The following is a 25326-nucleotide window of genomic DNA, read 5'->3' on the forward strand; positions in this document are numbered from 1 at the left end:
GCATGAGCGACATGCCGAGCGAGGACCCGCGCAAGCGCGAGGACTGGGACGACGACCAGAAGCACAAGAAGCAGGACCCGGGCGTCGAGGGCGACGTCGACGACCCCGACGCCCCCGCCCCGTTCTCGGGCCCCTACACCTGAGCCTTCCCCCCGTTGGTCGAGCACACTCCTGCGACGTACGAGCCCGGAGGGTCGTGTCGAGACCACCCGCCAACGGCTCGGCGCGCAGCACCGTCACGCCCACCCGACGCACGCCGCCCCGCAGGCGAATCAGCCTGCACCGGACCCACCGCCTGAGACACTGGGGCGCATGACGTTGTCGAGCCCGCAGGACCTGCCCGTGCTCGCCGGCCGCCCGTTCCCGCTGGGGGCCCACCCTGAGGCGGGAGGTGTCCGCTTCGCGGTCGCCAGCAGCGTGGCCGAGCGGGTCGAGCTGTGCCTGGTCGACCCCGATGGCAGCGAGCGGCGCGTGGAACTGACCGAGCGCACCTTCGGCGTGTGGCACGGCCTCGTCCAGGGCGTGCTCCCCGGGCAGACCTACGGCTACCGCGTGCACGGCCCCTACGAGCCCAAGACCGGTCTGCGCTGCAACCCGCACAAGATCCTCCTCGACCCGTACGCCCGGCGCGTCACCGGCGCGCTCACCGACATGGAGGCTGCCCGCGGCTGGGCCGACGACCCCGAGGGGGTCGAGATGTCGACCGTCGACTCCCTCGGCCACGTGCCCCTCGCCGTCGTCACGAGCCCCGGCGGCCCCGACACCGGCACGAAGCCCGAGGTGCCGTTCGAGGAGACCGTCGTCCTCGAGCTGCACGTCAAGGGCTTCACGCAGCAGCACCCCGACGTCCCGGAGCACCTGCGCGGCACCTACCTCGGTCTCGCCCACCCCGCCGTGGTCGAGCACCTGCTGCGCCTCGGCGTCACCACCGTCGAGCTGCTGCCCGTGCAGGCCTTCACCGACGAGCCGTCGCTCGTGGCCGCGGGTCGGCACAACTACTGGGGCTACTCCCCGCTCGGCTACTTCGCGCCGCACCCCGGCTACGCGAGCGAGCCCGGACGCGAGGTCGAGGAGTTCCGGACGATGGTCGCCGCGCTGCACGCCGCGGGCATCGAGGTCCTGGTCGACGTCGTCTACAACCACACCTGCGAGGGCGGTCCGGACGGCCCCACGCTCAGCCTGCGCGGGCTGGAGGCCCCGGCGTACTACCTGCACGACGACGACGGGCACATGGCCGACATCACGGGCTGCGGCAACACGCTGGAGGCGGGGTCGCCCGCGGTGGTCCGGCTCGTGACCGACTCGCTGCGCTACTGGACCACCGAGCTCGGCGTCGACGGGTTCCGCTTCGACCTCGCCTCGACGATGGGCCGTCCGCGCGGCGGAGCGTTCGACCGCGACAGCACGCTGCTGACCGCCATCACGACCGACCCGGTGCTCGCCCGGTGCAAGCTCGTCGCCGAGCCGTGGGACGCGACCGGCGAGGGCTACCGCGTCGGGGCGTTCGGCGCGCAGTGGGCCGAGTGGAACGGCATGTACCGCGACACGGTGCGCGACTTCTGGCGCGGCGCGTCGGGCGGGGTCGACCAGCTCGCGTACCGGCTGTCCGGCTCCTCCGACCTGTACGACCACACCCTGCGCCGACCCTGGCAGTCGATCAACTTCGTCACCGCCCACGACGGCTTCACCCTGCGCGACCTCGTCTCCTACGACCACAAGCACAACGAGGACAACGGCGAGGACAACCGCGACGGGACCGACGACAACCGCTCCTGGAACCACGGCGTCGAGGGCGAGACCGACGACCCCGAGGTGCGGGCGCTGCGGGAGCGCCAGGCGCGCAACCTGCTGGCCACCCTCCTGTTGTCGACCGGCACCCCGATGTTCGTCGCCGGCGACGAGCGCTGGCGCACGCAGGGCGGCAACAACAACGCCTACTGCCTCGACGACGCGACCTCGTGGGTCGACTGGACGTCGACGCCCGAGAGCGACGCGATGCTCGCCTTCGCCCGACGCGTCGTGCACCTGCGCGCCAACAGCCCTGCGCTGCGGCAGGCGGAGTTCTTCGACGGCCGTACGACGCCGAGCGGACGACCGGACCTGATCTGGCTGCGACCGGACGGCCAGGAGATGACCGAGCCCGACTGGCTCGACCCGGAGCGGCGCACCCTGGGCATGTGGATCGACGGCTCCCACAGCCAGTCCCGCACCCGTGACGGCGAGCTGCTCACCGACCACTCCTGGCTGCTCCTGCTGCACGCCGGCGCGGACCCGCTCGAGGTCGTCCTGCCCGGGCCGGAGTTCGGGGAGACGTTCGAGCCGACCCTCGACACGACGGCGCCCGACGGGTCGCCCGCCACGACCGACCCGCTCCCGGCCGGCGGACGCATGACGGTGCAGGGCCGGTCGCTCCTGCTGCTGAAGGCCCCGCGCCAGGACTGAGCCGTCGGCGGATCGCGCAACCCCTCGATCCTGGGTACGTTCGAGACGACGACGGACCAGTCGTCCGACGCGAGCGACGGGAGTGCACCGCATGACGGACCGGATCGGCATCGACGACGTCCGACCCTTGTCCGGCGACGGGACCTACCCGTCGAAGGCGGTGGTGGGCGAGCACGTCCCCGTGCAGGCCACGGTCTGGCGCGAGGGCCACGACGCCGTGGCGGCCACCGTCGCCTGGCGTGGTCCCGGAGAACGGCGCGACCGCACCGTCCGGATGCACGAGCAGGGCACCGGCCTCGACCTCTTCGCCGCCACGATCGTCCCTGACGCCCCGGGGCTGTGGACCTTCCGCGTCGACGCCTGGAGCGACCCGTGGGCCACCGCGGTGCACGCCCTCGAGGCGAAGCTGGCGGCGGGCCAGACCCCCGCCGAGCTGGCCAACGACCTCGAGATCGCGGCCCGCCTGCTCGACGAGGTCGCAGCCCGCCGCGACCGCCGCGCCGAGGCCGGCACGCTCAGCGGTGCCGCCGCGGCGCTGCGCGACGACACCCTTCCGCTCGGCGCCCGCGTGGGCCCCGCGCTCGACGCAGCCGTCCGCGCGGTGATGCACGACCACCCCGTGCGCCAGCTCCTCACCCGTGGCCCCGTCCGTCGCGTGTGGGTCGACCGTCGCCGCGCGGCGTTCGGGTCCTGGTACGAGCTCTTCCCGCGGTCCACGGGCGGCGTCGACGCCGACGGACACCCGGTGCACGGCACGCTCCGCACGGCCGCCGACGCGCTCGACCGGGTGGCCGCCATGCAGTTCGACGTCGTCTACCTGCCGCCGATCCACCCGATCGGGCGCGAGAACCGCAAGGGCCCGAACAACACGCTCACCCCCGGCCCCGACGACGTCGGCTCGCCGTGGGCCATCGGCGCCGCCGAGGGCGGGCACGACGCGATCCACCCCGAGCTCGGCGACGACGCCGACTTCGCCGCCTTCGTGGCACGGGCCGAGGAGCTCGGGCTCGAGGTGGCTCTCGACCTCGCCCTGCAGGCCGCGCCCGACCACCCCTGGGTCCGCGAGCACCCCGACTTCTTCACGACGCTGCCCGACGGCACCATCGCCTACGCCGAGAACCCGCCGAAGAAGTACCAGGACATCTACCCCCTGAACTTCGACCTCGACCCCGACGGCATCTACGCCGAGGTGCTGCGCGTGACGCTGCACTGGGTCGAGCGCGGCGTGCGCATCTTCCGCGTCGACAACCCGCACACGAAGCCGCCGAGCTTCTGGGCGTGGCTCATCGCCGAGGTCAAGGAGCGCCACCCCGACGTGCTGTTCCTGTCCGAGGCGTTCACGCGTCCCGCGCGGCTCTGGGGGCTCGCGCGGCTGGGCTTCACGCAGAGCTACACCTACTTCACGTGGCGCACGACGAAGGAGGAGATCGTCGAGTTCGGCGAGGACCTGCGCGACCACTGGGACGAGGGTCGCGGCAACCTCTTCGTCAACACGCCCGACATCCTCCCCGAGCACCTACAGGTCGGCGGTCCGGGCATGTTCGCGCTGCGCGCGGCGCTCGCGGCCACGCTCGCCCCCACCTGGGGCGTCTACTCCGGCTACGAGCTGTTCGAGGCCGAGGCGCTCCGCCCCGGCGCCGAGGAGTACCTGCACTCGGAGAAGTTCGAGCTGCGTCCGCGCGACTACGCCGCGGCCCTGGCCGAGGGGCGCTCGCTGGAACCGTGGATCACCCGTCTGAACGAGATCCGCCGGGCCCACCCGGCCCTGCAGCAGATGCGCACCCTGCACTTCCACCACGTCGACCACGACGCCCTGCTCGTCTGGTCGAAGCAGGACCCCGAGACCGGCGACCTCGTCGTCGTGGTCCTCTCGCTCGACCCGCACGAGGCCCGCGAGGGCACGGTCTTCCTCGACCTCGACGCGATCGGCCTGTCGCCCGACACCGAGCTCGTCGCGCACGACGAGGTGACCGGCGAGACCTTCCCGTGGGGTGCGGCCACGTACGTGCGCCTCGACCCCGCCCGCGCACCCGCGCACATCCTGCACGTGACCCCCGATGACCCCGCGCCCCCTCCCGGGAGGAGACCAGATGGCCGACGCACCACCCGAGGCGACAGCACCCGACGCTGCGCTCGACGGGCTCGAGCAGACCCCCCACACCGGCGACGACGTCGCCGCCGACGGGACGCTCTCCGAGCCGAGCGCCGACGACTTCGACCACGCCGAGCAGGCGCCCTCGGACCCGGAGTGGTTCAAGCGCGCAGTGTTCTACGAGGTGCTGGTCCGGGCGTTCAACGACTCCAACGGCGACGGCACGGGCGACCTGCGCGGCCTCGCCGACAAGCTCGACTACATCCAGTGGCTCGGCGTCGACTGCCTCTGGCTGCCCCCGTTCTACGCGTCGCCGCTGCGCGACGGCGGCTACGACATCAGTGACTTCCGCGCCGTCCTGCCGGAGTTCGGCACGGTCGAGGACTTCGTTCACCTCCTGGAGGAGGCGCACCGCCGCGGCATCCGCGTGATCACCGACCTCGTGCTCAACCACACCTCCGACGCCCACCCGTGGTTCCAGGCGTCGCGCCAGGACCCGGAGGGCCCCTACGGCGACTTCTACGTGTGGAGCGACACCGGCACCGAGTACAGCGACGCGCGGATCATCTTCGTCGACACCGAGACGTCGAACTGGACGTACGACCCCGTGCGCGGCCAGTTCTTCTGGCACCGCTTCTTCAGCCACCAGCCCGACCTCAACTTCGAGAACCCGGCCGTGCGCGAGGCGATGCTCGACGTCCTGCGCTTCTGGCTCGACCTCGGCATCGACGGCTTCCGGCTCGACGCCGTGCCCTACCTGTTCGAGGAGGAGGGCACGAGCAGCGAGAACCTGCCGCGGACCCACGAGTACCTCAAGGAGGTGCGCGCGACGATCGACCGCGAGTTCCCCGGCCGGGTGCTGCTCGCCGAGGCGAACCAGTGGCCGTCGGACGTCGTGGAGTACTTCGGCGACCCCGAGGTGGGCGGCGACGAGTGCCACATGGCCTTCCACTTCCCCCTCATGCCACGCATCTTCATGGCGGTGCGCCGCGAGTCGCGGTTCCCCATCTCGGAGATCCTGGCCCAGACGCCGCCCATCCCGGCCGGCACCCAGTGGGGCATCTTCCTGCGCAACCACGACGAGCTGACCCTCGAGATGGTCACCGACGACGAGCGCGACTACATGTACCGCGAGTACGCGCGCGACCCGCGGATGAAGGCCAACATCGGCATCCGGCGCCGGCTCGCGCCGCTGCTGGAGAACGACCGCAACCAGCTCGAGCTGTTCACCGCGCTGCTGCTGAGCCTGCCTGGATCCCCGGTGCTCTACTACGGCGACGAGATCGGCATGGGCGACAACATCTGGCTCGGCGACCGCGACGCGGTCCGCACGCCGATGCAGTGGTCGCCGGACCGCAACGCCGGCTTCTCGCGCTCCGACCCCGGTCGCGTCTACCTGCCGCCGATCATGGACCCGACGTACGGCTACGAGGCGGTCAACGTCGAGGCGCAGATGGGCAACTCCGCGTCGCTGCTGTCGTGGACGCGGCGCATGATCGAGGTCCGCAAGCAGCACCTGGCCTTCGCCGAGGGCGACTTCGTCGACCTGGGCGGCTCGAACCCGAGCGTCCTGGCCTACCAGCGCGTCTGGACCCGTCCCGACGGCGAGCGCGACGTCGTGCTGTGCGTCAACAACCTGTCCCGCTTCCCCCAGCCCGTCGAGCTCGAGCTCGGCGAGCACGAGGGGTGCACCCCCGTCGAGCTGACCGGCAGCGTGCGCTTCCCGCGCGTCGGGGAGCTGCCCTACCTGCTGACCCTCCCGGGTCACGGCTTCTACTGGTTCCAGCTGGTCGAGCTCGGCGACGAGGGCGAACGAAGGAGCATGCTGTGAGCCAGCCCGTGACCCAGCACGACGTCGACCAGGTCGCGGCCGCCCTGCCCGGGTGGCTGCCCTCCCAGCGGTGGTTCGGCGGCAAGGACCGCGAGGTCACCTCCGTCCGCGCCCTGGACTGGACGGTCGTCGAGGACGGCGACCCCGCCCTCGTGCACCTCGTCGTCGAGGTCGGGCAGGACGACCGCACCGAGCCGTACCAGCTCCTGCTGGGCCGGCGCAGCGACGGACTGCCGGACGTCCCGGCGACCGCCGCGATCGGGGTCGAGGACGGCCCCGTCTGGTACGAGGCGAGCGGCGACGCCGACCTGACCGGCGTGCTGCTCGACCACGTGGCCGCCGGCGACGTGGTCGGCGACCTGCGGTTCGAGCCGGAGCCGGGCGCCGAGCTCGTGACCGGCCTGCGTGCCCACCCGATCACGTCGGAGCAGAGCAACACCTCGCTCGTCTACGGCGGCCAGTACATCCTCAAGCTCTTCCGTCGGCTCACGCCCGGCACCAACAAGGACCTCGTGCTGCACCGCGCGCTGCGCGAGGTCGGGTCGTCGCACGTCGCCGAGCCGCTCGGCGCCATCAGCGGCACGCTCGGTGACGACGAGGTCACCTTCGCGATGCTGCAGCGCTTCCTGCCCGACGCGGCCGACGGCTGGGTCATGGCCACCACGAGCGTCCGCGACTACATGGCCGACGACGCGGGGCTGCCGCCGGGCGACCTCGGTGGCGACTTCGCGGGCGAGGCCTATCGGCTGGGTCGCGCCGTGGCCGACGTCCACGCCGACCTCGCCCGCGCCCTGGGCACCGAGACGGCTGCCGGCGACGACCTCGCCCGCACGGTCGAGGCCATGGAGCGCCGGCTCGACCGCGTGGCCGCGGCCGTCCCCGCCCTGCGCGAGCACACCGACGGGATCCGCGACGCGTTCCACGCCGTGGTCGACGTCGAGCTCAGGCTGCCGCTGCAGCCCGTCCACGGCGACCTGCACCTGGGCCAGGTGCTGCGCACCGTCTCCGGGTGGCTCGTCCTCGACTTCGAGGGGGAGCCCGCGGCCAGCCTCGCGGAGCGCTCGGCGCTGCGGTCGCCGCTGCGCGACGTCGCCGGCATGCTCCGCTCGTTCGACTACGCCGCCCACCAGCTGCTCGTCGGCCAGCCCCACGACGACGCCCGCCGCGAGCGTGCCGACGCCTGGGCCGTCCACAACCGGACGGCGTTCTGCGACGGCTACGCCAAGGCGGCCGGGCACGACCCGCGCGACGAGGCCGTGCTGCTGCGCGGGCTCGAGCTCGACAAGGCGGTCTACGAGGTGGGCTACGAGCACGCCAACCGGCCCGACTGGACCGACGTGCCGCTCGGCTCCATCGCCCGCATCCTCACCGAGGAGGCCTGACATGACGTCCGAGGACACCCCCACCCCCAGCGCGTCCGCGAGCGCCGAGCCGGCGGACGGCTGGCCCGTCGCGGTCGGCGAGCTCGACCTGCACCTCATCGGCGAGGGTCGCCACGAGCGGCTCTGGGACGTGCTGGGCGCCCACGTCCGCACCCACGACGGCACCGACGGACCCGTCGAGGGCACCTCGTTCGCGCTCTGGGCCCCGAACGCCCGCAGCGTGCAGGTCGTCGGCGACTTCAACGGCTGGGACGGCGGCGCGCACGCCATGCGACCGCTCGGCGGACCGGGCGTCTGGGACCTCTTCGTCCCGGGCGTCGGCGCCGGCGCGCGCTACAAGTTCCGGGTCGAGGGCGCCGACGGCGCCTGGCACGAGAAGATCGACCCGCTCGCCTTCGGCACCGAGGTGCCGCCCGCGACGGCGTCGGTCGTCGTCGAACCGACGCACCGCTGGCGCGACGACGCCTGGGTCGAGCAGCGCGACGCGACCCGCTGGGCCGAGGCCCCCGTGAGCATCTACGAGGTGCACCTCGGGTCGTGGCGTCCCGGGCTGACGTACCGCGAGCTCGCCGAGGAGCTGGGCGACTACCTCCTCGAGATGGGCTTCACCCACGTCGAGCTGCTGCCCGTCGCCGAGCACCCCTTCGGCGGCTCCTGGGGCTACCAGGTCACGTCGTACTACGCGCCGACGTCGCGGTTCGGCTCCCCCGACGACTTCCGCTGGTTCGTCGACGAGCTGCACCAGCGCGGCCTCGGCGTCATCGTCGACTGGGTGCCCGCGCACTTCCCGAAGGACGAGTGGGCCCTGGCCCGCTTCGACGGCACCGCGCTCTACGAGCACCCCGACCCGCGCCGCGGCGAGCAGCCCGACTGGGGCACCTACGTGTTCGACTTCGGGCGCCCGGAGGTGCGCAACTTCCTCGTCGCCAACGCGCTGTTCTGGCTCGAGGAGTTCCACCTCGACGGCCTGCGCGTCGACGCCGTCGCGTCGATGCTCTACCTCGACTACTCCCGCAACGACGGCGAGTGGGTGCCCAACAAGCACGGCGGCCGCGAGAACCTCGAGGCCGTGCAGCTGCTCCAGGAGCTCAACGCGACGGTCTACAAGCACCACCCCGGCGTGATGATGGTGGCCGAGGAGTCGACGGCCTGGCCCGGCGTCAGCGCCCCCACCGACGCGGGCGGTCTCGGGTTCGGCTTCAAGTGGAACATGGGTTGGATGCACGACACGCTCTCCTACCTCGGCCACGACCCCGTGCACCGCTCGTACCACCACGGGGAGATGACGTTCGCGATCGACTACGCCTGGACCGAGAACTTCGTGCTGCCGCTGTCGCACGACGAGGTCGTGCACGGCAAGGGCTCGCTGTGGGGCCGGATGCCGGGCGACGCGTGGAACAAGGCAGCCGGCGTGCGCGCCCTGCTGGCGTTCATGTGGGCCCACCCCGGCAAGCAGATGCTGTTCATGGGCGGTGAGTTCGGGCAGGAGGGCGAGTGGGCCGAGGCCCGCGGGCTCGACTGGGACGAGCTGCGCGACCCGCTGCACGCGGGCGTCCTCGAGCTGGTCGCCGACCTGAACCAGACGTACCGCGCGACGCCGGCGCTCCACACCGCCGACACCACCCCCGACGGGTTCCGCTGGATCGACGCGTCCGACGTCGCGGGCAACGTCGTGTGCTTCCTGCGGATCGGCAGCGACGGGTCGCAGCTGGCGTGCCTGGCGAACTTCTCCGGCGCGCCGCACCACGACTACCGCGTCGGGCTGCCGCTGCTGGGCCGGTGGCGCGAGGTGCTGAACACCGACGCGCAGGCGTACGGCGGCTCGGGCGTCGGCAACCTGGGCTCGGTCGAGGCCGAGGGGATCCCGCACCACGGGTTCGCGGCGTCGGCCCTCGTCCAGCTCCCCCCGGCCGGGGTGCTCTGGCTGGAGCCCGACGCCACCTAGGGTGGGCCCCATGACGACGTGGGGTGCCTCGAGCGAGGTGGGCCGCCTGCGGACGGTGCTGCTGCACCGGCCGGGCCAGGAGCTCGCGCGGCTGACGCCGCGCAACAACGACTCACTGCTGTTCGACGGCATCCCCTGGCTGGGGCGCGCCCAGGACGAGCACGACGCGTTCGCCCAGGCGCTGCGCGACCACGACGTCGAGGTGCTGTACCTCGTCGAGCTGCTCACGGAGACGCTCGAGCAGGCCGACGCCCGGGCCGAGATCGTCGAGAGCACGACGTCGACGCTGCACCTCGGCGACAGCCTGCGTCGCTACCTGGTGGCCACGCTGTCCGACCTCGCCCCCGCCGACCTCGCCGCGGTCGTGACGGCGGGCCTGCGCAACGACGAGGTCGCGCACCGCAGCATCGTCACGAGCCTGCTGCGCCCCGACGACTTCCTCGTCGACCCGCTGCCCAACCTGCTCTTCACGCGCGACTCCTCCGTGTGGCTGCCCGACCGGGTGGCCGTCACGAGCCTGGCGATGCCGGCGCGCGTCCGCGAGACCCAGCTGACCGGTCTCGTGTACGCCCACCATCCGCGCTTCGCGGGCGTCGAGCGCGTCCACGGTCCGCACCTGGAGCACCTCGAGGGCGGCGACGTGCTGCTGCTCGCACCCGGTGTCGTCGCGGTCGGCGTCGGGGAGCGGACCACGCCGGCCGGGTTCGAGCGGTTCGCGTCCACCGCACTGCGTGCCGGTCTAGCCGAGTCGGTGCTGGCGGTGCCGATCGCCCAGGAGCGCGCCACGATGCACCTCGACACGATCGTCACGATGGTCGACGTCGACACCGTCGTCATCTACCCCAACATGGCCGACCAGCTGCGGGCGCTGGCGGTCACGCTCGACGCGGACGGCTCGCTCGCGGTGGCGCCGGAGCGGTCGTTCTTCGACGCCGCGGCCGACGCGATGGGCATCGAACGGCTGCACCGCATCGACACCGGTCTCGACCCCGTGACCGCCGAGCGCGAGCAGTGGGACGACGGCAACAACACCCTCGCCATCGACGCCCGCCTCGCCGTCGCCTACGAGCGCAACGAGCAGACCAACGCCCGCCTCGAGGAGCACGGCATCGAGGTCGTGGCCATCAGCGGCTCCGAGCTCGGCTCCGGCCGCGGCGGCCCCCGCTGCATGTCCTGCCCCGTCCTCCGCGACTGACCCCCCTCCCCCCGCGCCGCGCTTGCGCGTTTACGTGGGGCCCAACCCAAACGCGCACTTCCGGCGCATGTTTGCGTGGGGCGGAGCCGGTTTACGTGGGGCCCCACCCAAACGCGCACTTCCGGCGCATGTTTGCGTGGGGCAGAGCCGGTTCACGTGGGGCCCCACCCAAACGCGCACTCCCGGCGCATGTTTGCGTGGGGCAGAGCCGGTTTACGTGGGGCCCCACGTCAACGGCGGGTCAGGCGAGGGTGACCTGGGGCGCGTAGAGGGCCATGGCGTCGAGGGCGCGACGGTGGTTCTCGGGCGTCGAGCCGGCGCACCCGTCGACGGCCACCCGCACGGTCGCTCCCGCGTCGGCGGCGGCGAGCACGGTCGACAGGACGCAGCAGTCGGTCGAGACGCCGGCGACGACGAGGTCGGGCGCCTCGCCCGTCACCGTCCGCACGACGTCCCACTTGCCGAACGTCGGCGCGTCGACCACGGTCGCCGCGGCCGCGACGTCGGCCAGCTCGGGGACGACCTCGAACATCGGGTCGTCGGCCGGTCGGTCGGCGAACGGCCACGCGTCGAAGTACGCGTGCCACGACCCGACTCGCTCGGCGTCGGGCGCGGGTACCCAGCGCGTGACGATCGTCGGCAGCGTCGCCGCCAGCGCGCGCACCGGCTCGAGGGTCGCCGCGAACATCGGCGACCCCCACGGCGAGCCGACGTCGGCGAAGACCCGCTGCGGGTCGACGACCACCAGCCAGGTCTGCGTCATGCGCCGACCCTCACGCGGCACCGGCCTCCTGGCGACGCACGGCCGACCGTCGCGCGACGAGGGTGACGAGCAGCCCGATCGCGAACGCGGCCAGCACGCCGAGGTTCGCGTACGGCCACGCCCCGTCCCAGCCGGCACCGTCGGGCAGGCGGGTGCCGAGCCCGAACGGCTCGATCAGGTAGCCCTGCCAGTCGTTCCACGCGGTCCCGGAGATCTGGTTGACGACGAGGCCCCAGCCCACGACCGACGCGACGACCATCGTCGCCACCGACGTCCACGCGACCGCGCCGTAGCGTCCCGACGCGTCGAACAGCGCCGCCTCGTCGTAGTCGCGACGCCGCAGGGCGATGTCGCCGATCATGATGCCGGCCCACGCGGCGACGGGGACGCCGAGCGTGATGAGGAAGCTCTGGAACGGCCCGAGGAACGTCTGCGCGACGAACACGACGTACACCGTCCCGGCCGTCAGGATGACGCCGTCGACGAGCGCCGCCGCCGGGCGCGGGATGCGCACGCCGAGGCTGAGGAGCGTCAGCCCGGAGGAGTAGATGCCGAGCACGGCGCCCGACACGAGCGCCAGCACCGACGCGACGAGGAACGGCACGAGGAACCAGGTCGGCAGGACCGACGCGAGCGTGCCGACGGGGTCGTTCACGATCCCCGCGCTGAGGGTGTCCGACGAGCCCGCGAGCAGGATGCCGTAGACCACGAGCACGACAGGTGCGAGCGCCCCGGCCAGCGTGTTCCACGCGACGATCTGCGCGCCCGACGTGTCGCGCCGCTGGTACCGCGACCAGTCCGCGGCGATGTTGATCCAGCCGAAGCCGAACCCGGTCATCACCATGACGAACGCCCCGACCACGGCCTGGCCGGACCCGCCGGGCAGCGACGTGACGCGGTCGAGGTCGATCTGGTCGAACGTGAGCAGGATGTAGCCGATGGTGGCGGCGCCGGTGAGCCAGGTCAGCACCGACTGCATCCGCATGATCACGTGGTACCCGGCGACCGACGCGGCGACGATCAGGGCGGCGATGACGGCGCAGGCGACGACCTTCGTGGCGGTGCCGCCACCCCAGCCGAGCTCGCGCAGGACCGTGGCGGTGGCCAGGGTCGCGGTGATGGCCAGGAACGTCTCCCAGCCGATCGAGATCAGCCAGCTGAAGACGCCGGGCAGCTTCTGGCCGACGACGCCGAACGGTGCGCGGCTGAGGATCATCGTCGGCGCCGAGCCGCGCTTGCCGGCGATCGCGACGAGGCCGCAGGCCGCGAACGACACCACGACGCCGAGGACGGTCACGAGCACCGCCTGCGTCAGCGAGAGCCCGAAGCCGAGCACGAAGCTGCCGTAGGAGATGCCGAACACCGACACGTTCGCGGCGAACCACGGCCAGAAGAGGTCGGACGGCTTCGCGGTGCGCTCCGCCTCGTCGACGATCTCGATGCCCGTGACCTCGATGCCGGCCCGTCGGACCGCGTCCAGCTCGCTCATGGGGTCAGCGTCCCACGTCGGGGGCGGCGCGTCTCCCCCACGCAAACGTGCGGATCATGCGCACCGTTGCGTGGGGGCGAGCCCGTTTGCGTGGGGCCCCACGCAAACGGGCCGGGGTCACCGGATGGTGAGCTGACGGCTGGTGAGGTTGGCGCGGGCGTTGCGCTGCTCCTGGGTGAGGGGCGCGTCGTCGGCGATCGCAGCCTCCAGCCGCTGGGCGAGGGCCGCGACGGGCTCCTCGAGCGCGGCCGCGCCGTCGTCGACGACGGCGGGGTCCATCTCCCACACCGGCACCAGCAGCCCGTGGGCGCGGAACATGCCGATGAGCTTCGTGCCCTCGCCGAGGGTCTCCTCGCCGGCGGCCGCGAGACGGGCGAAACCGTCGAGCACCGTGGCCTCGCTCTGCGTGACGACCCAGCGCAGGTAGCGCTTGTCGCCCATGCGCACCCAGTAGGCCGCCTCGACCGACGTCAGCCGCTCGGTGGGGGCGATGGACTCGTTGGCGGCGGCCAGCGCGTCGGAGCCCTCGGCGTCGGTGCCCTCGACCCAGAAGTCGAAGCCGTCGTGCACCTCCACGTCGAACGACGACGCGGGATCGACGATCTGCTGCAGCCGGTCGCCCAAGCCCGGGTCGGTCAGGCGCACCGGGTTGCCGGGCTCGGTCTCGCGGGCGGCCTCGATGGCGCCGGCGAGGTCGCGGCTCACGTCGCCGTAGTTGTGCAGCACCTGCAGGCCGAGCCAGATCTCGCCGTCGGGGCGACGGATGCCGGCGCCACCACCGGGCAGCAGCGAGCACACGCGCACCCGCTCGCCGTCGGTGAGCGTGACCGTGGCGGTCGCGGACGGCACGAACTCGCGCAGCGCGATCCAGTCACCCTCGTGCGGCAGCCCCTCGAAGGTGCGGGCGACGAAGGGCATGCGGGCCGGCTTCGGCGCCTTGGTGCGGCGCGACTTCTTTCCCATGGGTCGCACCCTAGCCAGAGGTGCGGGCGGCGGCAGGCCGCAGGGTCGCTCCTGACCGATCGAGTCAGCGGGCGAGCGGCAGCTCGGCGCCCACGCGGGTGCCGGCGGACATGTCGACCCACCAGCGATCGGCGACGCGGTTGATGATCGAGAGCCCGCGGCCGCTGAGGGAGTCCTCGTCGAAGTCGATCGGCTTGAGCGACCCGCCCTGGCCGTCGTCGTGGACGCTGATCTCGAGCAGCTGCCGCTCAGGGTCGATCGTCCACGCCAGCTCCATCGTGCCGTCGTCGGACGGCTGGCCGTGCGCGACGGCGTTGGCGACCATCTCGCTCAGCACGATGAGCGCGTCGTCGATGACGCTGGACGAGGCACGGTGCACGGTGAGGAAGCCGGCGAGCTTGGTGCGGGCGATGCTCGGCGTCGACGGCTCGAACGGCAGACGCACGGTCGCGGACGGACGGGTGGTCGCTGCGGCGTTGCCGTCGACCTGTTCTCCGCCCGGGTGCATATAGTCCAAAGTAACCAGTCAGCAGCCGATAATCCAGCCCGTGTGGCCCACCTCCCGCCGCGGACGCCGCGCGAGACCTGCTCCGCACGGGCGCCAGACCTTCCAGGAGCCCCCTGTGGACGTGCCCACGACGACCGTTGCCGACCTGCCCGACCCGCTGCCCGACGACCTCGTCGTGCTGGACGTCCGCGAGCCCCACGAGTGGGACGCGGGGCACGTCCCGGGCGCCGTGCACGTGCCGCTCGGCGACCTCCCGACGCGCGTCGGCGAGCTCGACCCGCAGGCGCGCACGCTCGTCGTCTGCCACCTCGGCGGTCGCTCGGCGCGGGCCACGGCGTGGCTCGGGCAGCAGGGGCACGACGTCGTCAACCTCGCAGGTGGCATGGACGCGTGGGAGGCCGCCGGCCGACCCACCGAGAGCTGAGCGTCCCCGGACGCGGAAAGGCCCCCTGGACCGTGTGGTCCGGAGGGCCTCTCCGTGGCTGACGGGCCTAGCTCACTTGGCGGCAGCCTTGAGCTTCGAGCCGGCGCTCACCTTCACGCCGTAGCCGGCGGGGATGTCGATGGTCTCACCGGTCGCGGGGTTGCGGCCCGTGCGAGCGGCGCGCGAGACGCGCTCGACCGAGAGGATGCCGGGGATGGCGACCTTCTCGCCCTTGCTGACGGCGTCGATGAGGACGTCGGCCAGCGCGCTGAGGACGTCGTCGGCGGTGGACTTGGTGGTGTCGGCCTTCTCGGCGAGGGCCGAGACGAGGTCGCTGCGGGAGATAGCCACGGGGACTCCTAGAGAGTTCGGATGTTGTGCGCTCAGCAGTCTAGGCAGGAAACCCCGACATTCCGGTGCACCCCGGCCCCTACGGCGTGCCTTCTGCCCGTGATATCGGGCCTCGGAGGGCATCCCAGTCGGGTCCAGGAGCGTCGACCAGTCCGTGCAGCGCCCCCAGGTACCTCTCCCGGGGCCATCGCACGACCCCCAGCGACTCCAGGTGCGGGGTCGCCCACTGCACGTCGACGAGCCCCTCGGGCCCGACGGCGTCGACCAGCGCCACCAGGGCCACCTTCGACGCGTCGCGCGCGTGGTGGAACATCGACTCCCCCGCGAACAGGCGTCCGACCGAGAGCCCGTACAGGCCGCCGACGAGGGTCCCGTCGGCGTCGCGGGTCTCGACGGAGTGCGCCCAGCCGAGCTCGTGCAGGCGCACGTACGCGTCGCGGATACCGCGGTCGATCCAGGCGCCGGGCCGACGGGGGTCGGCGCACGCGTCGACCACCTCGGCGAACGCGGTGTCGACGGTGACCGTCAGCCGGCGCACCGCCTGGCGCAGCGACCGTGAGACCCGCAGCGCCGACGGCTCCAGCACGCCACGCTCGACCGGCGACCACCACAGCAGGTCGCCCTCGTCCGGCATCGGGAACGCACCGTGCCGGTAGGCCTCGACCACCGTCGACGGCTCGAGGTCGGCTCCGGCCGCGACGCAGTCGGACCGCGGCCACAGCTCGGGCCGGAACTCCCAGGGGGACGGCGGCAGCGGGACGGCGGGCACGTCAGGCCTCCAGCACGCGGCTCAGGTGGTGCGCGGGCATCTCGCCCCACTCGCGCCACTCCTCGTCGGTGGCCCCCTCGAGGGAGTCCCACCAGGTCAGGGCACGGTTGACGGGCTGCGTGAAGGCCGTGGCGGCGCGCAGCTCGGCGAGGTCGCGCGGGTCGGCGACGTCGGACCACATCTCGGAGTAGGTGGCGAGCACGTCGTCCCAGGCCAGCGCGCTGCGGGTCGTGATCCAGCCGTAGGGCACGCTCAGGACCTCGAGCGCGTGCGCCCACTGCAGGTCGCCGAAGTCGAACACGCGCAGGTCGGCGAAGGCGTTCCAGGGGTGCACGTCACCATGCTGCACGGTGACCGGGACGCTCGACGACGCGAGACGCGCGACGGCCTCGAGCAGCTGGTCGCGACGTCCGGCGAGCGCGGTGGCGCCGGCGTGGTCGAGGGCCGAGGGGTGCTCGGCGGGCAGCGTCGCGAGGCGTTCGAGCAGGGCGTCGAAACGGGCCGGGACGGTCTCGGGCGAGCAGTCGGGGACGCCGGTGGCGAGCACGGCGTCGCGACGGTCGACGAGGCGACGCTGCAGGCGCGCGGTCGCGATCATGACGCCGCGCCAGTCGGCGAGGGTGGGCTCGCGGGAGTCGCCCAGCGTCACGCCACGGTCGGCGGTGAGCATCCACCCCTGTGTGGGGTCGACCGCGAGCGGTGCGGCCACCTGGTCGGGCGCGACGTCGGCCAGCAGGGCGTGCAGCGCCGGCTCGAACGCCATCGACCGGCAGTTCGCCTTGAACCAGAGGCGCCCGCGGTCGGTGGGCACGACCAGCTGCGTCGACCACGGTCGCACCCGACGTTGCTCGATCGGGCCGGCGAGCGCGTGCCCCGCCTCCTCGGCGCGGGCGTGGATCCAGGCGTGCGCCTCCTCAAGCCAGCCCGGCGACGTGACCTGCCGGCTGAACGCCTCGTCCATGCGCTGAGCGTAGGGCCCGTCGCCGTTCGGGGGGCGGACCTCGAGCGCGTCCCTAGGATTGTGGGCATGGCTGGACTTCGAGGCAGAGCCGCGGTGGCGGCGACGAACAAGTTCGCTCCCCAGGTGGCAGGCGGGTTCGTCCGCCAGGTGCTGGACCGCGCGATCGACGGCGTCGGGCCGCTCCCGTCGGCGCGCAAGGCCGCCGACGCCCACCTGGTCGACACCGATGGCGACGTCGAGGCCGCGATCACGCGTCTCGTGCGACGCCACACGGCGCTGGCCGGCGCGCAGGGGTTCGTGACGAACCTGGGCGGCATCGCGGCGGTGGCCGTGTCGGTGCCGGCGAACGTCGTCGGCGTCACGCTGGTGCAGGCGCACATGGTCGCGGGGGTGGCCGCGCTGCGCGGCTACGACCTCACCGACCCGCGGGTGCGCAACGCGATCCTCGTCTGCATGCTCGGCGAGGACGCGGTGAAGGACCTGCTGAAGTCGGGCAAGCTGCCGTCGCCGCCGATGACGCTCGCGACGTCGCCGGTGCACTCCCCGGAGCTCGACCGGATCATCTCCCACGAGGTCACCGCCGAGCTGGTCACCCGCACGGTAGGCCGCCGCGCCGTCACCCTCGTCGCCCGGCGCGTGCCGCTCATCGGCGGTGCCGTCGCGGGCGGGTCCGACGGCTGGTCGACGCGGCAGATCGGCCAGTACGCCGCGCGCGAGCTGAAGGACCGCAACATCCCGAAGCGGCAGGCCTAGCCGCGCAGCCCGTCACTGGTTCCCATCAGTTGATGGGAACCAGCATCTGACCATGGTTCTTCCTCACTCACCTGCGAATCATTCCGAGGGTGAGTGGGGGATTCCCATGACCTCATGGGAATCAGCGGCCTGACTGGTGACCGCGGGTCAGGACTCGACCGGCGCGACGGGCTGGCGCAGGATCGTGCGCAGGCGCTCCGGGGCGGTGCGCCGGGGGTCGCCGAGGTAGACCTCGTGGTGGCGGCCGGTGAGGCGCAGCCCTGCCGACGGGATCTCGGCGTCGTGCATCCGCGCGAGCACTGGGCCCTCGTCGTCGTAGGGGCCGACGTGCAGCGTCTGGATGCACAGACCCTCGTGCAGCACCCGCAGGTCGACGCGGTCGAGGCCGGTGAGCTCCGGCTTCCTGCGCGCCACGGTCGCGACGGCGTCGGCGAACGCGGCGTCGTCGACCCAGGTGGGCGCGAGGACGAGCGTGGTCCAGCTCCAGCGGCTCTTGTCGCGCGCGCTCGTGAACGCGGCCATGTCGTCGGACCACCAGAGCGCCTCGAGCGGCATGACCGTCTCGTCGTGGCCGCGCGCCTTCCCCGCGAACCGCAGGGCGTAGGCGACGGGGTAGAGCGCGGCGAGCGCCTCGGCGTAGGAGGCGGACGTGTTGGGGTCGCCCTGGCCGTCGACCGCCAGGTACGTCAGCGGCGGCACCTCGAGCACGTCGAAGACCCCGCGCCGCGCGCGGTAGTGGGTCAGGGTGCGCTTGCGGTCGAGGGTCACGCCTGCTCCTGCTCGCGCTGGCGCGCCCGGTACTCCGCCGCGGCGTGACGGTTGCCGCACGCGGTGCTGCAGAAACGGCGGGAGCGGTTGCGAGAGAGGTCGAGGACGATGCCGTCGCAGCCGTCGTCGGCGCAGGTCGCGAAGCGGGACAGCTCGCCGGCGGTCACCACCTCGCTGAACGCGACGGCGGTCTCGAGGGCGATCCGCTCGTGCAGCGGCCGGTCGTCGTCGACGACGTGCAGGTGCCAGCCGAGGGGCCCGTGGTTCACGAGTCGGGGCTGCGCGGGGAACGCGGCGAGCAGGTCGTTGACGACGGCGACGGCCTCGTCGAGCTCGGCCGTCATCAGTCGACGCAGGGTCGCGCGCAGCGCGCGTACCTCGTCGAGCTCCGCGCGGTCGCGGTCGTGCCGGCCGGTGTAGCCGTGCCGCTCGTAGTAGCCGTCGAGCTCCGCCACGGAGGTGAGGGTGTCGGGCTCCTCGGCCGAGTTCGCCAGCTCGACGGCGGCCAGCAGGTTCGCCTCGGTGTCATGAGCGAAGACCATGTTGACACCTTACGACATGCGCCCCTATCGTCAGGACCCATGACCAATAACGCTCCTGACGCAGCATCGCTGGCGGGCGCCTCGGCGCCGTCGCGACGCTCCCCGAACGCCGGGAGCGGACGCACCGCGTCGGGCCTCGCGTTCGCCCTGGTGTCGGCCTCGGCCTTCGGGCTCTCCGGGTCCCTGGCCCGCGGACTGCTGGAGTCGGGCTGGAGCGCCGGCGCCGCAGCGGCCGTCCGGATGGGCGTCGCCGCCGCGGTCGTAGCGCTGCCGACGGCCCTCGCGATGCGCGGTCGCTGGAGCCTGGTCCGCCGCGCCGCGCCGACGGTGCTGCTCTACGGCCTGCTCGCCGTCGCCGGCGCGCAGCTCTGCTACTTCTACGCCGTGCAGACGCTGCAGGTCGGCGTGGCGCTGCTCATCGAGTACATGGCGCCCGTCGCCGTCGTCGTGTTCCTGTGGGTCGCCCGCGGCGAGCGCCCCGGGAGGCTCACCGTCGCCGGCGCCGTCGTCGCGATGGCGGGTCTCGCGCTCGTGCTCGGCCTGCTGTCGGGGGTCTCCCTCGACGGGGTCGGGGTCCTGTGGGCCCTCGGCGCGACGATCGGCGCCGCGACCTACTTCCTGCTGTCGGCCGACGACCGCGTCGGGCTGCCGCCGGTCGCGCTGGCCGGCGGCGGCCTGCTCGTCGGCAGCGCCGCCCTCGGCCTCGGCGGTCTGGTCGGCGTGCTGCCGATGACCGCGTCGACCGCTGACGCGACGCTGGGCGACGTCGCGCTCCCCTGGTGGCTGCTCGTCGGTCTGCTGGGCGTCGTGACCGCGGCGCTCGCCTACGTCACGGGCATCGCGGCCGGACGTCGGCTCGGGTCGCGCGTGGCGTCGTTCGTCGCCCTGTCGGAGGTGCTCATGGCCGTGCTGTTCGCGTGGCTGCTGCTCGACGAGCTGCCGACCACGGCCCAGCTCCTCGGCGGCCTGCTCGTCCTGGCCGGCGTCGTGCTGGTCAAGGTCGGCGAGCCCCGGCACGTCGAGGAGCACGGGGCGACGTCGCCCACCGTCGAGCCGCTGCCGCCGACCTGAGCGCCCGCCCCACCCTCACCGGCAGCGCCCGTTTGCGTGGGGCCCCACCCGAACCGGCTCGCCCCCACGCAAAAGTGCGCCGAATCTGCACGCTTGGGTGGGGCCCCACGCAAACGCGCAGTGGAGGCGGGGTCAGGTGCGGACGTGCATCCGCTCGCCCTGGGGGCCGAAGATGGCGAGCACCTCGGTGGGGTGGGGGCCGGGGTTGCTCACCCAGTGCGGGGTGCGGGTGTCGAACTCGACGACCTCGCCGGGCCCGATCGTCAGGTCGCGCGAGCCCAGGACCAGACGCACCTGACCCGAGAGGACGTACATCCACTCGTAGCCGTCGTGCGTGCGCAGGCTCGGCTCAGCGTCGGCCTCCACCGGCATGACGATCTTGTACGACTGCAGCCCGCCCGGACGTCGCGTCAACGGCACGAACGTGCGACCGTGCCGCACCACCGGGCGCGCCCGCACGCGAGGGTCGCCGGTCTCGGGCGCGTCGACGAGCTCGTCGAGTGCGACACCGTGCGCGGCAGCGAGCGGCAGCAGCAGCTCCAGGGTCGGCCTGCGCTGCCCCGACTCCAGTCGCGACAAGGTGCTCACCGAGATGCCGGTCTGCTCCGCGACGTCGGCGAGGGTCGCGTCGCGCTCCAGGCGCAGCTGCCGCAGCCGAGGCCCGACGCCCGCCAGCACCTCGCCGAGGTCGGAGGGTGCGGTCATGCGCCGGGCTCCAGTCGACGCAGCGACGCCTCGGTGCCGAGCTCGGCACGGCCACGGCGAACACGACGCCAGTGGTCGAGCGCGGCGATGAGGACGGCCGGGTCGCCGCTCAGGTGCGGGAACGAGATCGCCAGCGCCCTCTCGGCCTCCGGGATCGGTCGTGCCTGCTGCTCGCCGAACCCGGTCGGGGCGCGCAGCACCCGCACCTGGTCCGCCGTGCGTGCGTAGACGACGAGCGTACGACGCGGCTGCCGCAGCGCAACCACCTCGACGACGTCGTCCCACGCGATCTCGCGCTCGGAGCTCCAGGTGCGCAACCGGACGGTGTCGGGGGTGAGCACCAGGGCGCCCCGAGGGCGGCGACCTGCAAGCACGGCGACCACGGTCGGCACGGCGAGGACCAGCACGACCGCCGCACCGACGAGCCCGACCGACGGCCCCGTCGAGCCCGACCCCGCGACCGCCGAGAGGACCAGGAGGGCGCTGAAGAGCACGGCGGCCCCGGTGGTGCCCCACGCGAGGAACCGCGCCAGGCGCGACTCCGGGAGCACGGTGGCGGCGTCGACGAGCGTCGACGCGTGGGCGCCTCGCGGCGTGGCGAGGAAGCGCAGCAGGTATCCGACCGCGAGGACGGCGGTCGCCGCCATGGCGGCACCGGCCAGGGCGAGGAGCAGGTCGCCACGGGTGAGCAGCAGCACCGACGCCGCGAGGAGGGCCGGCCCGAGCAGCACAGCGGCCGCACCCATGCCGAGCACCTGGCCCACCGGCGGTCTCGGCGACGACGGCCGCGCCTCCGCGCCGCTCACCACGGGGTCACCGCGTCCCACACGTCGCTCGCCGTGTCCTTCACGCCCTCGCCGAAGTCGCGCAGACCCTCGTCGATCGCCTCGGTGACGTCCTCGGGGACCCAGTGGTCCCAGGCGTACTCCGCCAGCATGCCGACGCCGACGGCCGCGACGGTGCCGACCGCGGCGACGGCCAGGACGGGAGCACCTGCCGTGACCGCGATGGCCCCGGCGGCGATGCCGGCCCCCGTCGCGAGCACCTCGCTGGAGATGACCTGACCGGGCGAGTCGCCGTTGGCGATGTCGTTGCCCGCGAGGCCGACGGTGAGCAGCCCCCCGACGATGGGGAGTCGCCGGGCGATCCGCTCCGACCCCTCGGCGAGCGCGTCCAGGCCCCGCGCGGCCTGACGGTTGCCGCGGACGTCCACGGCGTCGCCCGCCGCGCGTCGGGCGGGGTTGCCGGAGCGCTGCGCACGGCGCGCCTCGGCCGCCTCGCGACGCAGGCGTGCCGCCTCGCTGCCGTGATGGTTCGCCAGCTCCTCGAGCCGACCCTTGCGCAGGTCGATCGTGAAGAGCATGGCCGTGGCGGGCAGCTTCTGCAGCTGCTTGACGAGGTAGGACAGCAGAGTCGGGTCGTCGGCCGTCGCGATGTGGGTGAGGTTCGCGTCGATCCACTCATCGAGGGTGGTGCGCTCCTGCTCGACCTCCCCCAGCAGCCGGTTGTAGAGCTCGACCTTGTCGTTCGCCTGCTCGAACCGGTCGCCCTCCGCGTCCCACGCGGTGCGCTCCGCCTCCGTCGACCCGGCGGGCAGGTCGGCGGGACGTTGCGGCTCCGGCGGGGTCTGGATGACGGTGCCGGCCACGGTGAGCCCGCCCTCCGTGGCCTCGGCACGGCGATCGGCCATGTGCTCTTGGGCGTGCGTCAGCTTGACGGCGTAGGTGCGGAACTTCTCCGCCACGCGACCGAGGTGCTCCTCCTGCTCGTCACCGGCGTCGATCACCTGGCTCGCGACGTCACGGTAGGCCTCGGCGGCGTCTCCTTCCCAGTCGCGACCGGCGCGCTGCCGGGCCGAGGTGCCCCGCTCGCCCGCCTCGCCGACCTTCGCGCGCAGGGTGTCCGAGACCCACGTGGCGGCGGCACGGACCGCCGCCGGGTCCCCCTCCAGCTTCGTCTCGATCATCGTCCGCCCTCGTCGGCAGGGAGCCCGCGCGTGACCTGGTCGAAGGCGTCGCGGATGGATTCGTCGGTGGCGTCGTACTGGTCGACGACCTGGCCCATCACGGTCGCGACGGCCCGGTGGACGGCCGCGAGGTCGCTCGCCTCGGACATGACGTTCGACAGGATCGCCGAGATCGCCGAGGACCCGGGACCGGCGTCGACGGTGCCGGGCGCCGACTCCCCCGTACCCTCGATCAGCTCGGCTCCCTCGAGGTGGAGGTCGCGGATCGCCTCGCCGGCACCGGGCTCGATCCGCAGGTCGCTCACAAGGAACCTCCGGTGTGCCGGACCTCGGCGGGCAGCTCCTGATCGAGCAGCACGACGTCGTAACGCGCCTGCTCACGCAGGGTGGAGAGGTGGCCGGTCTCCATCAGCGTCCAGGGCTGGTGGTCCCCGCAGCAGCGCGCCAAGCGGTCGAGCGCGGTGTATGCGAGGAGGGCGAGCCGACCGTCCTCGAGGGTGCGGAGCTCGACCTGCGGGGACTCGCCCGGGATGGTCGGACGGCAAGGCAGGTACAGCACCGGCGGAATCTGCCGGCGTCCATCTGGCTGGTCGGTCATGTCTTCCCCCCAGGGTGTGGCCGCTCACGCAGCACCGAAGTCGTGAACCCATCGTGCCAGACGCTGCAGCGCCCCGAGGTTGCCAGAACAGCAAAGTTCTTTGTCGTCTGAACGCAACGGAGCGCATGCTCGACCCATGAGCACGAACATCGAGGTTCCCCGTTCCTCCGGCACCCCCGTCGACGTCGTCGTGGTGGGAGGAGGCGCCGCCGGGCTGAGCACCGCGCTGGTGCTCGCCCGCTCCCGCCGATCCGTCGTGGTGGTCGACGCCGGCGAGCAGCGCAACGCCCCCGCGGACCACATGCACAACTACCTCGGGCGCGAGGGCACGCCGCCGCTCGAGCTCGCGCGGCTCGGTCGCGAGGAGGTCGAGTCGTACGGCGCGACGGTCGTCGCCGGTCGGGTCGTCGACGCGGAGGCGCTGCCCGGCGACGTGCCGAGCTTCGGCCTGACGCTCGACGACGGCACCCGCTTCCTCGCGCGTCGTGTCGTGCTCGCGACCGGTGTGGTCGACGAGCTGCCCGACGTGCCCGGCCTCGCCGACCGCTGGGGACGCGACGTGCTGCACTGCCCCTACTGCCACGGGTGGGAGGTGCGCGACCAGCGCGTCGGCGTGCTGCTCGGCAGTCCGATGGGCCTGCACCAGGCCGGTCTGTTCGGGCAGCTCACCGACCGGCTCATGGTGCTCGCGCACGACGTCGCGCTGGGGCACGGCGAGCGCGAGCCGCTGCGCGCACGCGGCCAGGTGGTCGTGGAGGGGCGCGTCGAGGAGGTGCTGGTCGACGACGACCGGCTCGTCGGCGTGCGCCTGGCCGACGGCACCACCGTCGAGCTCGACGCGCTGGCCGTGCAGTCGTTCCCCCGCGCCCGGACCGAGGTCGCCGACCTGCTCGGCGTGCCGACCCGGCCGATGGAGATGCACGGCACCACCCTCGCCGTCGGGCTCGTGGCCGACGCGAACGGCGTGACGCCGGTGCCCGGCGTGCTGGCGGTCGGCAACGCGTCGGCGCCCATGGCCACGGTGGCGGCGGCGGCCGCCTCGGGGGTGCAGGCCGGGGCGCTCCTCAACGCGGGCCTGGTGGAGGAGGACACCCAGGCCGCGGTCGAGCGAGCCCGCGAGGCGATGCGCGAGCCCGAGGCGTGGGAGGAGCGCTACGGCTCCCCGTCGGCCGTCTGGAGCGGCCGGGTCAACCCGCAGGTGCCGGCGAAGGCGGAGGCGCTGGAGCCGGGTCGCGCGATCGACGTCGGCTGCGGCGAGGGCGGCGACGTCATCTGGCTCGCGCAGCACGGCTGGGAGGTCACCGGCATGGACTTCTCGCCCACCGGGCTCGACCGCGCACGACAGCACGCGCACGACGCCGGGGTGGGCGAGCGGACGTCGTTCCGCGTCGGCGACGTCCGCACGTGGGAGCCGGGCGACGAGCGGTGGGACCTCGTCACGGCGCACTACCTCCACCTGCCTCCGGAGCCGATGCTCGACGTCGTGCGCCGGCTCGCGTCGGCCGTGGCACCCGGCGGCACGCTGCTCGTCGTCGGGCACCACCCGGGCGACGTGCCGGCGGGCGTCAGGGCACGCGACGACCTCTTCGAGCCCGAGGCTCTGCTGCCCGCGCTCGACGAGACGTGGGACGCGCGCGCCGAGGTCGTCGAGCGCACCCACACCGGCATGGGCGCCCACGTCGTGCGCGACAGCATCCTCGTCGCCACCCGCCGCTGACCCCTTCCCCCTCCCCGCTGGGTGTGACGTTTGCGGGCGGAAAGCGTGGTTCTCGGCCCGCAAACGTCACACTCAGCGGGGGTGGGTTCAG

General features: G+C 73.1%; 24 protein-coding genes and 1 pseudogene. 11 read left to right on the forward strand and 14 right to left on the reverse strand.

Features of this window, described 5'->3' with window-relative positions:
- Positions 1–2 precede the first annotated feature (2 nt).
- From Aeryth_RS18025 to Aeryth_RS16170, 7 genes and pseudogenes are all read left to right on the forward strand, one after another.
- A complete protein-coding gene (locus Aeryth_RS18025) occupies positions 3–143 on the forward strand; it encodes a hypothetical protein (protein ID WP_158509223.1) in 141 nt (46 codons plus the stop codon).
- Positions 144–312: 169 nt separating this feature from the next.
- The gene (glgX, locus tag Aeryth_RS16145; protein ID WP_067860760.1) at positions 313–2442 is read left to right on the forward strand and encodes a glycogen debranching protein GlgX; all 2130 of its coding nucleotides are present in this window, start codon (positions 313–315) and stop codon (positions 2440–2442) included.
- Between the two features lie 91 nt (positions 2443–2533).
- Positions 2534–4432: pseudogene (locus Aeryth_RS18525) on the forward strand (maltotransferase domain-containing protein); the annotation flags it as partial.
- 100 nt (positions 4433–4532) lie between these two features.
- Positions 4533–6365, forward strand: a complete 1833-nt coding sequence (gene treS / locus Aeryth_RS16155; protein ID WP_067860762.1) for a maltose alpha-D-glucosyltransferase — start codon at positions 4533–4535, stop codon at positions 6363–6365.
- Positions 6362–7747, forward strand: coding sequence for a maltokinase N-terminal cap-like domain-containing protein (locus tag Aeryth_RS16160; protein WP_067860764.1), 1386 nt, complete (start codon positions 6362–6364; stop codon positions 7745–7747). The genes treS and Aeryth_RS16160 overlap by 4 nt, the downstream gene beginning before the upstream one ends.
- 1 nt (position 7748) lies before the next feature.
- Positions 7749–9692: a 1,4-alpha-glucan branching protein GlgB gene (gene glgB, locus Aeryth_RS16165; RefSeq protein WP_083516513.1), complete on the forward strand. Its 1944-nt coding sequence runs from the start codon at positions 7749–7751 to the stop codon at positions 9690–9692.
- Positions 9693–9702: 10 nt separating this feature from the next.
- Complete coding sequence (locus Aeryth_RS16170) at positions 9703–10887, forward strand: arginine deiminase (protein WP_067860766.1); 1185 nt, start codon at positions 9703–9705, stop codon at positions 10885–10887.
- A gap of 241 nt (positions 10888–11128) precedes the next feature.
- Here Aeryth_RS16170 and Aeryth_RS16175 read toward each other — a convergent pair whose 3' ends face one another.
- The 4 genes from Aeryth_RS16175 to Aeryth_RS16190 form a co-directional block, all read right to left on the reverse strand.
- A complete protein-coding gene (locus Aeryth_RS16175; protein WP_067861956.1) occupies positions 11129–11650 on the reverse strand; it encodes a cysteine hydrolase family protein in 522 nt (173 codons plus the stop codon).
- 10 nt (positions 11651–11660) lie between these two features.
- Positions 11661–13139 carry a purine-cytosine permease family protein gene (locus tag Aeryth_RS16180; protein ID WP_067860768.1) on the reverse strand — a complete coding sequence of 493 codons (1479 nt, stop codon included), beginning with the start codon at positions 13137–13139 and terminating at the stop codon, positions 11661–11663.
- Between the two features lie 117 nt (positions 13140–13256).
- Entirely contained in the window at positions 13257–14102 is an 846-nt protein-coding gene (locus Aeryth_RS16185; protein WP_067860770.1) for a DUF5926 family protein, read from the reverse strand.
- A gap of 64 nt (positions 14103–14166) precedes the next feature.
- A complete protein-coding gene (locus Aeryth_RS16190; protein WP_067860772.1) occupies positions 14167–14610 on the reverse strand; it encodes an ATP-binding protein in 444 nt (147 codons plus the stop codon).
- Positions 14611–14725: 115 nt separating this feature from the next.
- Between Aeryth_RS16190 and Aeryth_RS16195 the strand changes: the two genes are divergently transcribed.
- Entirely contained in the window at positions 14726–15034 is a 309-nt protein-coding gene (locus Aeryth_RS16195) for a rhodanese-like domain-containing protein (protein ID WP_067860774.1), read from the forward strand.
- Positions 15035–15106: 72 nt separating this feature from the next.
- Here Aeryth_RS16195 and Aeryth_RS16200 read toward each other — a convergent pair whose 3' ends face one another.
- The 3 genes from Aeryth_RS16200 to Aeryth_RS16210 all read right to left on the reverse strand — a co-directional run bounded on the left by Aeryth_RS16200 (position 15107) and on the right by Aeryth_RS16210 (position 17115).
- Positions 15107–15385 carry an HU family DNA-binding protein gene (locus Aeryth_RS16200; RefSeq protein WP_067860776.1) on the reverse strand — a complete coding sequence of 93 codons (279 nt, stop codon included), beginning with the start codon at positions 15383–15385 and terminating at the stop codon, positions 15107–15109.
- 79 nt (positions 15386–15464) lie between these two features.
- Positions 15465–16154, reverse strand: a complete 690-nt coding sequence (aat, locus tag Aeryth_RS16205; protein ID WP_067860778.1) for a leucyl/phenylalanyl-tRNA--protein transferase — start codon at positions 16152–16154, stop codon at positions 15465–15467.
- A 1-nt stretch (position 16155) separates the two neighbouring features.
- On the reverse strand, positions 16156–17115 hold the full coding sequence (locus tag Aeryth_RS16210) for a phosphotransferase family protein (protein ID WP_067860780.1): 960 nt from the start codon (positions 17113–17115) through the stop codon (positions 16156–16158).
- A 66-nt stretch (positions 17116–17181) separates the two neighbouring features.
- Between Aeryth_RS16210 and Aeryth_RS16215 the strand changes: the two genes are divergently transcribed.
- Positions 17182–17868, forward strand: coding sequence for an EcsC family protein (locus Aeryth_RS16215; RefSeq protein WP_067860782.1), 687 nt, complete (start codon positions 17182–17184; stop codon positions 17866–17868).
- Positions 17869–18015: 147 nt separating this feature from the next.
- Here the strand turns inward: Aeryth_RS16215 and Aeryth_RS16220 are convergent, their stop codons facing one another.
- Both Aeryth_RS16220 and Aeryth_RS16225 read right to left on the reverse strand, forming a co-directional pair.
- Positions 18016–18636 (reverse strand): GyrI-like domain-containing protein, encoded by a 621-nt coding sequence (locus Aeryth_RS16220; protein ID WP_067860784.1) that lies wholly within the window; start codon positions 18634–18636, stop codon positions 18016–18018.
- Positions 18633–19178, reverse strand: coding sequence for a CGNR zinc finger domain-containing protein (locus Aeryth_RS16225; RefSeq protein WP_067860786.1), 546 nt, complete (start codon positions 19176–19178; stop codon positions 18633–18635). Before Aeryth_RS16225 ends, Aeryth_RS16220 begins: the two co-directional genes overlap by 4 nt.
- A gap of 39 nt (positions 19179–19217) precedes the next feature.
- Between Aeryth_RS16225 and Aeryth_RS16230 the strand changes: the two genes are divergently transcribed.
- Positions 19218–20249, forward strand: a complete 1032-nt coding sequence (locus Aeryth_RS16230; RefSeq protein ID WP_083516515.1) for an EamA family transporter — start codon at positions 19218–19220, stop codon at positions 20247–20249.
- Between the two features lie 132 nt (positions 20250–20381).
- Here the strand turns inward: Aeryth_RS16230 and Aeryth_RS16235 are convergent, their stop codons facing one another.
- The 5 genes from Aeryth_RS16235 to Aeryth_RS16255 are packed head-to-tail and all read right to left on the reverse strand — an operon-like array spanning position 20382 to position 23518.
- Positions 20382–20954: a helix-turn-helix domain-containing protein gene (locus Aeryth_RS16235; RefSeq protein ID WP_067860788.1), complete on the reverse strand. Its 573-nt coding sequence runs from the start codon at positions 20952–20954 to the stop codon at positions 20382–20384.
- On the reverse strand, positions 20951–21700 hold the full coding sequence (locus Aeryth_RS16240) for a hypothetical protein (protein ID WP_144433832.1): 750 nt from the start codon (positions 21698–21700) through the stop codon (positions 20951–20953). The genes Aeryth_RS16235 and Aeryth_RS16240 overlap by 4 nt, the downstream gene beginning before the upstream one ends.
- Before the next feature lie 56 nt (positions 21701–21756).
- A complete protein-coding gene (locus tag Aeryth_RS16245) occupies positions 21757–22920 on the reverse strand; it encodes a WXG100 family type VII secretion target (protein ID WP_067860792.1) in 1164 nt (387 codons plus the stop codon).
- Positions 22917–23225 (reverse strand): hypothetical protein, encoded by a 309-nt coding sequence (locus Aeryth_RS16250; protein WP_067860794.1) that lies wholly within the window; start codon positions 23223–23225, stop codon positions 22917–22919. Before Aeryth_RS16250 ends, Aeryth_RS16245 begins: the two co-directional genes overlap by 4 nt.
- Positions 23222–23518 carry an SAV_915 family protein gene (locus Aeryth_RS16255; protein ID WP_067860796.1) on the reverse strand — a complete coding sequence of 99 codons (297 nt, stop codon included), beginning with the start codon at positions 23516–23518 and terminating at the stop codon, positions 23222–23224. The genes Aeryth_RS16250 and Aeryth_RS16255 overlap by 4 nt, the downstream gene beginning before the upstream one ends.
- Positions 23519–23654: 136 nt before the next feature.
- On the opposite strand from Aeryth_RS16255, the gene Aeryth_RS16260 reads away from it, so the two are divergent.
- Positions 23655–25235 carry a bifunctional NAD(P)/FAD-dependent oxidoreductase/class I SAM-dependent methyltransferase gene (locus Aeryth_RS16260; RefSeq protein WP_067860798.1) on the forward strand — a complete coding sequence of 527 codons (1581 nt, stop codon included), beginning with the start codon at positions 23655–23657 and terminating at the stop codon, positions 25233–25235.
- The last annotated feature ends 91 nt before the right edge of the window (positions 25236–25326 follow it).

The organism is Aeromicrobium erythreum (assembly GCF_001509405.1).
Taxonomy (GTDB): Bacteria; Actinomycetota; Actinomycetes; order Propionibacteriales; family Nocardioidaceae; genus Aeromicrobium; species Aeromicrobium erythreum.

What these genes read in the sequence shown, in the direction of transcription:
- Aeryth_RS18025 (WP_158509223.1), top strand. Translation starts at nt 3, where the DNA reads ATGAGCGACATGCCGAGCGAGGACCCGCGCAAGCGCGAGGACTGGGAC.
- glgX (WP_067860760.1), top strand. Translation starts at nt 313, where the DNA reads ATGACGTTGTCGAGCCCGCAGGACCTGCCCGTGCTCGCCGGCCGCCCG.
- treS (WP_067860762.1), top strand. Translation starts at nt 4,533, where the DNA reads ATGGCCGACGCACCACCCGAGGCGACAGCACCCGACGCTGCGCTCGAC.
- glgB (WP_083516513.1), top strand. Translation starts at nt 7,749, where the DNA reads ATGACGTCCGAGGACACCCCCACCCCCAGCGCGTCCGCGAGCGCCGAG.
- Aeryth_RS16170 (WP_067860766.1), top strand. Translation starts at nt 9,703, where the DNA reads ATGACGACGTGGGGTGCCTCGAGCGAGGTGGGCCGCCTGCGGACGGTG.
- Aeryth_RS16175 (WP_067861956.1), bottom strand. Translation starts at nt 11,650, where the DNA reads ATGACGCAGACCTGGCTGGTGGTCGTCGACCCGCAGCGGGTCTTCGCC.
- Aeryth_RS16180 (WP_067860768.1), bottom strand. Translation starts at nt 13,139, where the DNA reads ATGAGCGAGCTGGACGCGGTCCGACGGGCCGGCATCGAGGTCACGGGC.
- Aeryth_RS16185 (WP_067860770.1), bottom strand. Translation starts at nt 14,102, where the DNA reads ATGGGAAAGAAGTCGCGCCGCACCAAGGCGCCGAAGCCGGCCCGCATG.
- Aeryth_RS16190 (WP_067860772.1), bottom strand. Translation starts at nt 14,610, where the DNA reads ATGCACCCGGGCGGAGAACAGGTCGACGGCAACGCCGCAGCGACCACC.
- Aeryth_RS16210 (WP_067860780.1), bottom strand. Translation starts at nt 17,115, where the DNA reads ATGGACGAGGCGTTCAGCCGGCAGGTCACGTCGCCGGGCTGGCTTGAG.
- Aeryth_RS16215 (WP_067860782.1), top strand. Translation starts at nt 17,182, where the DNA reads ATGGCTGGACTTCGAGGCAGAGCCGCGGTGGCGGCGACGAACAAGTTC.
- Aeryth_RS16225 (WP_067860786.1), bottom strand. Translation starts at nt 19,178, where the DNA reads ATGGTCTTCGCTCATGACACCGAGGCGAACCTGCTGGCCGCCGTCGAG.
- Aeryth_RS16230 (WP_083516515.1), top strand. Translation starts at nt 19,218, where the DNA reads ATGACCAATAACGCTCCTGACGCAGCATCGCTGGCGGGCGCCTCGGCG.
- Aeryth_RS16235 (WP_067860788.1), bottom strand. Translation starts at nt 20,954, where the DNA reads ATGACCGCACCCTCCGACCTCGGCGAGGTGCTGGCGGGCGTCGGGCCT.
- Aeryth_RS16240 (WP_144433832.1), bottom strand. Translation starts at nt 21,700, where the DNA reads ATGGGTGCGGCCGCTGTGCTGCTCGGGCCGGCCCTCCTCGCGGCGTCG.
- Aeryth_RS16245 (WP_067860792.1), bottom strand. Translation starts at nt 22,920, where the DNA reads ATGATCGAGACGAAGCTGGAGGGGGACCCGGCGGCGGTCCGTGCCGCC.
- Aeryth_RS16255 (WP_067860796.1), bottom strand. Translation starts at nt 23,518, where the DNA reads ATGACCGACCAGCCAGATGGACGCCGGCAGATTCCGCCGGTGCTGTAC.
- Aeryth_RS16260 (WP_067860798.1), top strand. Translation starts at nt 23,655, where the DNA reads ATGAGCACGAACATCGAGGTTCCCCGTTCCTCCGGCACCCCCGTCGAC.